Source organism: Streptomyces antimicrobicus (genome assembly GCF_020532625.1).
GTDB classification, from domain to species: Bacteria; Actinomycetota; Actinomycetes; order Streptomycetales; family Streptomycetaceae; genus Streptomyces; species Streptomyces antimicrobicus.
The window spans coordinates 1-6,807 of the sequence record NZ_JAJAUY010000217.1 but is presented as its reverse complement, the minus strand read 5'-3'; the positions used below and the strand labels follow the sequence as shown (position 1 = coordinate 6,807).

Sequence of the window (6,807 nt, the reverse complement as noted above, 5' to 3'; positions counted from 1 at the left end):
CCGGTGCGCACCTCGGTGTCGGGGTCGCGCAGCGCCGCGGCGTACACCCCGGCGTCGCCCAGCCGCAGCGCCCGCAGGACGTCGAGCGCGGCCGCCCGGACGGCCGCGTCGTCCACGTCGAGCGCCGCCCGCAGCGCCTGTGCCAGCTCCGCCTCGGCAGGCAGCACCTCCACGAGCTCGCGCAGCGTGGCCGCGGCGGCGGCCCGGACGCGGGGTTCGGCGTCCCGCAGGCACGCGGCGAGCGCGGGGCCGGTGCCGGCCGGCGCGGTCTCGCCGAGGGCCGCCACCGCCGCGGCCCGCACCTCGGGATCGGCGTCCGCCAGGTAGGGCCGCAGCGCGTCCAGGTCGGGGGACTCCTCGGCGAGGGAGAGCAGGCGCAGCAGGGCGGGGTCGGGGGCCGCGCGGCCCTGGGTCGGGGGGGGCGCGAGCCCCGCCGGCGCGGCCGCGGGCGCGGTGCCCCGGGCGGCCGGTGCGGCCTCCCGGGGGCCGGCCGTGGCCATCGGCAGCGGTGCCACCTCGCCCAGCAGGCGCTCGGGCCCCGCCGCCGGAGCGAACTCCGGCACCGGGACGCTGTACGGTTCGACGGGCCGCGCGGTGAACTCCATCGCCCCGGAGGCCGACTTGCGCAGGTCCAGGTGGTGCAGCCAGTCGGCGTCGGCGCGCTCGGGGTGGTCCAGCCGCTCGTGGTACAGCCCCCAGCGGGACTCGGTGCGGGCGAGTGAGGCGCGGGCGGCCATCTCGGCGCAGTCCCGGATGAAGCTCACCTCGGCGCACCGCATCAACTCGTGCGCCGTCCGCGCCCCCATCCCCGCGATCTCCTGCGACATGCGGGTGAACGCCTCCACCGCCAGGGACAGCTTCGCCCCCGTCTTGGGCGGGGCCACGTAGTCGTTGACGAACCGCCGCAGCTTGTACTCCACCTGGGGCTGCGGAGGTCCGTCGGGACTGCGCAGCGGCCGGTAGACGAGCTCGTGGGCCTCGGCCAGCTGGTCCTGCGGCAGTTCGCCCTCGTAGACCCGGTAGCGCGCCGCGTCCTCGCCGGCCAGGTCGCCGAAGACGAAGGCGCCGATCATGTAGTTGTGCGGGACGCAGGCCAGGTCGCCCGCCGCGTACAGCCGGGGCACGGTGGTGCGGGCGTGCGCGTCCACGCGGACCCCGGAGGCGGAGTGCCCGCCGCACAGCCCGATCTCCGAGATGTGCATCTCGACGTCGTGGGTGCGGTAGTCGTGGCCGCGGCCTTCGTGGAACGTCCCGCGGGTGGGCCGCTCCGTCGTGTGCAGGATCGATTCGACGGCGGTGATCGTCTCCTCGGGCAGGTGGCTGAGCTTGAGGTACACCGGGCCCCGGTCGGAGGCCAGTTCGGCCGCGAACTCGGCCATCATCTGCCCCGACCAGTAGTCCGACTCCACGAACCGCTCGCCGTGCCGGTTCACCTGGTAGCCGCCGAACGGGTTCGCGACGTACGCGCACGCCGGCCCGTTGTAGTCCTTGATCAGCGGATTGATCTGGAAGCACTCGATCCCGGTGAGCGCGGCCCCCGCGTGATAGGCCATCGCGTAGCCGTCACCCGCGTTCGTCGGGTTCTCGTACGTCCCGTACAGGTAGCCCGAGGCGGGCAGTCCCAGCCGGCCGCAGGCACCCGTGGCGAGGATCACCGCGCCCGCGCGCACCGTGACGAACTCCCCGGTGCGGGTGTGGAACCCGGCCGCGCCGATCGCCCGGCCGTCGTCGGGGTGGGTGAGCACCCGGACCGGCATGACCCGGTTCTCGATCCGGATCCGCTCGCGCATCTCGCGGCGCCGCAGCTGCCGGTAGAGGACCTTCTTGACGTCCTTGCCCTCCGGCATGGGCAGCACGTACGAGCCGGACCGGTGGACCTGGCGGACCGCGTACTCGCCGTGCTCGTCCTTCTCGAACTTCACCCCGTACGACTCCAGGCGCTGGACCATCGCGAAGCCGCGGGTGGCGGTCTGCCGGACGGTGGACTGGTCCACCACGCCGTCGTTGGCCCGGGTGATCTCGGCGACGTAGTCGTCGGGCTCGGCCCGGCCCGGAACGATCGCGTTGTTGACCCCGTCCATGCCCATGGCCAGCGCGCCGGAGTGCCGTACGTGCGCCTTCTCCAGCAGCAGCACCCGCGCCCCGCGCCCGGCGGCGGTCAGCGCGGCCATGGTGCCGGCGGTCCCCCCGCCGATGACCAGGACGTCACAGGAGAGTTCGGTGGCGTCGGCGAGGGCGGGGACGGTCAGCGGAGCGTCCACCAGGGTGTCCACGGGGTCCACGGGATCCACGAGGGGGCCTTTCGACGGTTCTAGAGGGATGCGAGGATGCGGCGGCGCAGTGCGGCGGTGCCGGGTTCGTGCTGCGCGTCGCGGCGGCGCGGGTGCGGTACGTCCAGCACCTCGCCGGTGCCCATGAGGGCGACCCGGTCTCCGAGGTGCAGGGCCTCGTCCACGTCGTGGGTGACGAAGACGACGGTCGCGCCCGTGCCGCGCAGGATGTCCACGAGCAGGTCCTGCATCCCCGCCCGGGTGTGCGCGTCGAGCGCGCCGAAGGGTTCGTCCATCAGGACCGCCCGGGGCCGGCCGGCCAGCGCGCGGGCCAGCTGGACGCGCTGGCGCTGACCGCCGGACAACTGCCGCGGCAGTTTGCGGGCGTGCTCGGCCAGACCGACCCGGTCCAGCCAGTCGGCCGCGCACCCGCGCCGTTCGGCGCGGGGCATCCCGCGGATCGCCAAGGGCAGTTCCACGTTGGCGCGGACGGTGCGCCAGGGCAGCAGGGCGTCCTCCTGGAAGACCAGCGCCCGGTCCGCGGCGGGCCCGGCGATCGCCCGGCCGTCCTGCGCGACCCGCCCCTGCCGCGGGGGCAGCAGCCCCGCGAGGGTGCGCAGCAGCGTGGACTTCCCGCAGCCGGAGGGCCCCACCACGGCCAGCAGCTCACCGGGTGCGACGCGCAGCGTGACGGTGCCGGGCAGGGCGGGGCCGTCGGCGTGGCCGAGCCGTACGTCCTGGAGGGTGAGCACGGCTCCGGTGGCCGGGGACGCGCTGTCCGGGGACGCGCTGTCCGCGGTCGGAGTGGCCGGGGTCGGGGTTGCCGGGGGAACGCTGTCCGGGGACGCGGTGGCCGGGGTCGCGCTGCTCAAGGGACCGGCTCCTTCCGGGGAGCGGCCGCGAGGGCCGTGGAGGGGGCGGCGGCGAGTTCCCTGCCGCGGCGCGCGGGGGAGCGACCGCCGCCGCGGAACGCCGCCGGGGAGGCCGCCCGCCCGGCCGGGCGGGGCAGCCACGCGGTGGCCCGACGGCCCACCAGCTCCACCGCGGTGGAGGTGAGCCAGCCGAGGGCCCCGATGGTGACCATGCCGACGAAGACCCCGGGGTAGTCGACGACGGTGTAGTCCTGCCACGTCCGGTAGCCCACGCCGTACTCGCCGGAGATCATCTCCGCGGAGATCACACAGATCCAGGAGACGCCGATCCCCACCGACAGGCCGCCGAAGACGCCCGGCAGGGCGCCGGGCAGCACCACCGAGAACAACACCCGCAGCCGCCCGCCCCCCAGGGTGAGGACGGCCTCCTCCCACACCGGGGCGAGCGCCCGGACCGCGTGCCGGGTCGAGACCACGACCGGGAAGAAGGCGGCGGCGAAGGTGATGAACACGATGCCCTGCTCGTTGGTCGGCAGCAGCAGGATGGCGATCGGGACCAGGGCGATGGCCGGCACCGGCCGCACCACCTCCAGCAGCGGACCCAGCAGGTCTGCGGCCCACCGGGACCGGGCGACCGCCGTACCCACGCCCACGCCCAGCACCGCGGCGAGCACGAAGCCCAGCACGATCCGGCGCAGGCTGTGGCCCAGGTCCTGCCAGTACGGCACCGTCCGCAGACGGTCGGCGAGCGCGGCGGCCACCTCGCCCGCCGTCGGGAACTGCTCGAACCGCAGCCACAGGTTGACGTCCCAGGAGGTCAGCAGCTGCCACAGCCCCAGGGCCGCGGCCAGCGAGGCGGCGCGCAGCAGCCGGCGCCCCGCCGTCATGACGCCAGCTCCACGGCCTCCGCGTAGCGGACGATCCGGGCCCCCGCCCGACCGTCGACGTACCGCTGCGCACCGGCCGGTGTGACGAAGGCGCGCAGCTCCGTGCCGTCGGCCACCCACACCGCCTTGTCGGCGAACCACAGGGTGCCGGTCACCGCGTCCGGCACGTACGCGGCCCGTACGTCGGCGCCCCTGGCGGCCTTCAGCAGCTCCTTGGGCGTCTCGAACGTCAGGGTGGTCTTCTGTCCCTTCACCCACAGTTCCGGCTTGGCCGCGGACGCCGTCGGGTAGGCCGGAGCCTGGACGGCCCGCTTCAGGGGCGCCGGGTCGACGAAGGCGTCCACGTCGACGTCGCCCACCAGCGCGGCCGACCTGAGGACCGGCACGTCCTCCTTCAACGCGGCGATCAGCTCGGGGCGCAGTTCCGGGTCGAAGGTGGCGATGCCGTTGGCGCCGTTGTAGAGGTACACCACCTCGGGCGGCAGCCCGGTGTCCTTGGCGACCGACTCCGCTGCCGCGACCGGGTGCTCGCGGAGGTGGTCCGTGGCCCGCCGCTGCGCCTTGAGGAAGTCGTCGAGGACCCCGGCCCGTTCCTTCGCGAACTTCTCCCGGACGGTGACGCCGTGGAAGGTCGGCAGGTTCAGTTCCGCGCCGTCGTACACGGCCACGGCCCGCCCCTCGAAGGCGAGCTGGCCGGGCCAGGCCACGAACTGGGAGAGCGCGTCCGCGCTGCCCGCGGCCAGGGCCGAAGCGCCCACGCTGGGTTGCTGGTTGAGCTTCTGGATGTCCTTGGCGGGGTCGATCCCCGCCCGTTGCAGGGCTCGGACGAGGGTGCCGTCGGCGGCCGAACCGACACTGGTGGAGACCCGCTTGCCACGCAGGTCGGCCAGCGACCGGACGGCCGAACCCGGGGCGGCGACCACCGTGTTCAGTCCGCCGCGCAGGTTGTAGCCGGTGACCGCCACCAGGCGGGTCGGCTGCTTGAGCTCCTTGCCGCGGGCCGCGTTGAGCAGCAGGGGGAAGTCGCCCATCGAGCCGATGTCGACCTTCCCGGCGGTCATCTGGGCGGTGATGGGCGCCCCGGTCGCGTAGTCCTGCCACTCGACCTTGTAGGTGGTGCCGTCCTTCTTCCCGCGGGCCCGCAGTTCCTCCTCGAAGTAGCCGAGGGAGCGCAGCAGGGTGCCGGCGGTCACGGTGTTGATGGTCTTCGACTGGTAGCCGACCGTCACCGTGACGGTCTTCGGGGCGGTCCCGCCGGTCGCGCCGGCCGAGGTGCCGCAGGCGGCGGTCAGCGGGAGCAGCAGGGCGAGCGGCAGGAGCGGCCGCAGTGGACGGAGCGGACGCAGTGCACGTCTCGGGCTGTTCATGGGAGTTCGGCCTTTCACCGGAGCAGGTAGGGCATGTTGACGGTGACCGCGCCGGTGGGGCAGCGGGCCGCGCAGGGGCCGCAGTACCAGCACTCGTCCACGTGCATGTACGCCTTGCCGTTGTCCTCGCGGATCGCGAGCGAGTCGAGCGGACACATGTCGACGCAGAGCGTGCAGCCGTCGATGCACTTGGATTCGTCGATGGTCACGGGCACGTCGGCGCGCTGCGGAACAAGGGGCATGGCGGTCTCCAAGGGCCCGGCGGGGGCGGGGGAACACGAGGACGGGGAGAGGAGAAAAAGGAGAGAGCGGAGAGAGGGTGAGGCGGGGGAGAGGGCGCGGGCCACGTCTCACCATGAGCGGTGCAGCACACCGCTCATGGTGATGCGGTCGCCGCGGAACCGGATGAACTCCAGGTCCACCGGCCGGCCGTCGGGCAGTCGGGTCAGCCGTTCCAGCATCAGGACGGCGGCCCCGCGCGGGGCCTGCAGCACGGCGGCGGAGTGCGCGTCGGCGTTGACGGCCTCCAGCCTGATCTCGGCATGACCCAGCGGGCCGCCGGTCAGCGACTCCAGGAGCCGGAACACGTCCGTGTTCTCCAGGTCGCAGCCGAGTAGTTCGCCGCCCACGTCCATGGGCAGGTAGGACACGTCGAGGGACAGGGGCAGACCGCCCAGGCGGCGCAGCCGCTCGATGCAGAGCACCTCGCTGTGCTCGGGCAGGCCCAGCCGGTGGGCGACCGGGCCCGGGGCGGTGACGGGCCCGACGGTACGGACCTCGTTCGTCACCCGGCCGTGCTCGTGCAGCGTTTCGGCCAGGCCCTGGAGGCGGTCCAGGCCGTGCGGGTACTTCTCGCACACCACCACGGTGCCCACCCCGGGATGGCGGTCGACGAGCCGCTCACCGCGCAGCAGGTCCAGTGCCTGCCGCACGGTGTTGCGAGAGGTCCGGTAGTCGGCGGCGATGGCGTCCTCCAGGGGGAGGACGCCACCGGGGAAGCCGCCCGCGAGGATCTGGTGGCGCAGCAGGTCGGCGAGCTGCCGGGCCCGGTCCGCACGCAGCCGCCGGCGGCGCGCGGCGGCGACCGGTCGGGCGGCGGGGGTGGATTCGGCTGGCATGGAAGGGAACGTACCCGGGGAGCGATCCGGATGGTGTTGCCGCAGTATTGCGCCACCCGTCGTGCCCCCCGCGGGGCTGCGACCTGCGGTTTCACAGGGGGGCGGGCGAGATCCGCCACCGCGTGGCGAGATCCGCTCCACCGCGACCGCGGTCGCCGCCGCCCGGGGGGCACGACGGGGCGCGCGGCCTACTTGGCGCCGAGACCGGCGTCGGCGACCTCGGGCTTGCCGGCGGCCCGCAGCACCTTGTTGAGCAGGGTGAGGTCGTAGATGCCGGTCAGGTCGGGCTGCTG

At 74.2% G+C, this 6,807-nt stretch carries 6 protein-coding genes; all 6 read right to left on the bottom strand.

Going from position 1 to position 6,807, the window contains the following annotated elements; all coding sequences use genetic code 11:
* On the bottom strand, window positions 1–2,273 hold a 2,273-nt coding region (locus LG632_RS29135; RefSeq protein ID WP_226730876.1), incomplete at its 3' end, for a fumarate reductase/succinate dehydrogenase flavoprotein subunit.
* A 38-nt stretch (window positions 2,274–2,311) separates the two neighbouring features.
* A complete protein-coding gene (locus tag LG632_RS29130) occupies window positions 2,312–3,022 on the bottom strand; it encodes an ABC transporter ATP-binding protein (RefSeq protein ID WP_226730874.1) in 711 nt (236 codons plus the stop codon).
* A 116-nt stretch (window positions 3,023–3,138) separates the two neighbouring features.
* A complete protein-coding gene (locus tag LG632_RS29125) occupies window positions 3,139–4,029 on the bottom strand; it encodes an ABC transporter permease (protein WP_226730873.1) in 891 nt (296 codons plus the stop codon).
* Window positions 4,026–5,396, bottom strand: a complete 1,371-nt coding sequence (locus LG632_RS29120) for an ABC transporter substrate-binding protein (protein ID WP_226730871.1) — start codon at window positions 5,394–5,396, stop codon at window positions 4,026–4,028. Before LG632_RS29120 ends, LG632_RS29125 begins: the two co-directional genes overlap by 4 nt.
* Window positions 5,397–5,410: 14 nt before the next feature.
* Window positions 5,411–5,638: a 4Fe-4S dicluster domain-containing protein gene (locus tag LG632_RS29115; protein ID WP_125741086.1), complete on the bottom strand. Its 228-nt coding sequence runs from the start codon at window positions 5,636–5,638 to the stop codon at window positions 5,411–5,413.
* Window positions 5,639–5,746: 108 nt separating this feature from the next.
* Window positions 5,747–6,514, bottom strand: a complete 768-nt coding sequence (locus LG632_RS29110; protein ID WP_226730868.1) for a GntR family transcriptional regulator — start codon at window positions 6,512–6,514, stop codon at window positions 5,747–5,749.
* Window positions 6,515–6,807: the final 293 nt, after the last annotated feature.

Bases quoted from the DNA above. Each gene is read 5' to 3' on its own strand.
- LG632_RS29125 (WP_226730873.1), bottom strand. From the start codon at position 4,029: ATGACGGCGGGGCGCCGGCTGCTGCGCGCCGCCTCGCTGGCCGCGGCC.
- LG632_RS29110 (WP_226730868.1), bottom strand. From the start codon at position 6,514: ATGCCAGCCGAATCCACCCCCGCCGCCCGACCGGTCGCCGCCGCGCGC.
- LG632_RS29120 (WP_226730871.1), bottom strand. From the start codon at position 5,396: ATGAACAGCCCGAGACGTGCACTGCGTCCGCTCCGTCCACTGCGGCCG.
- LG632_RS29115 (WP_125741086.1), bottom strand. From the start codon at position 5,638: ATGCCCCTTGTTCCGCAGCGCGCCGACGTGCCCGTGACCATCGACGAA.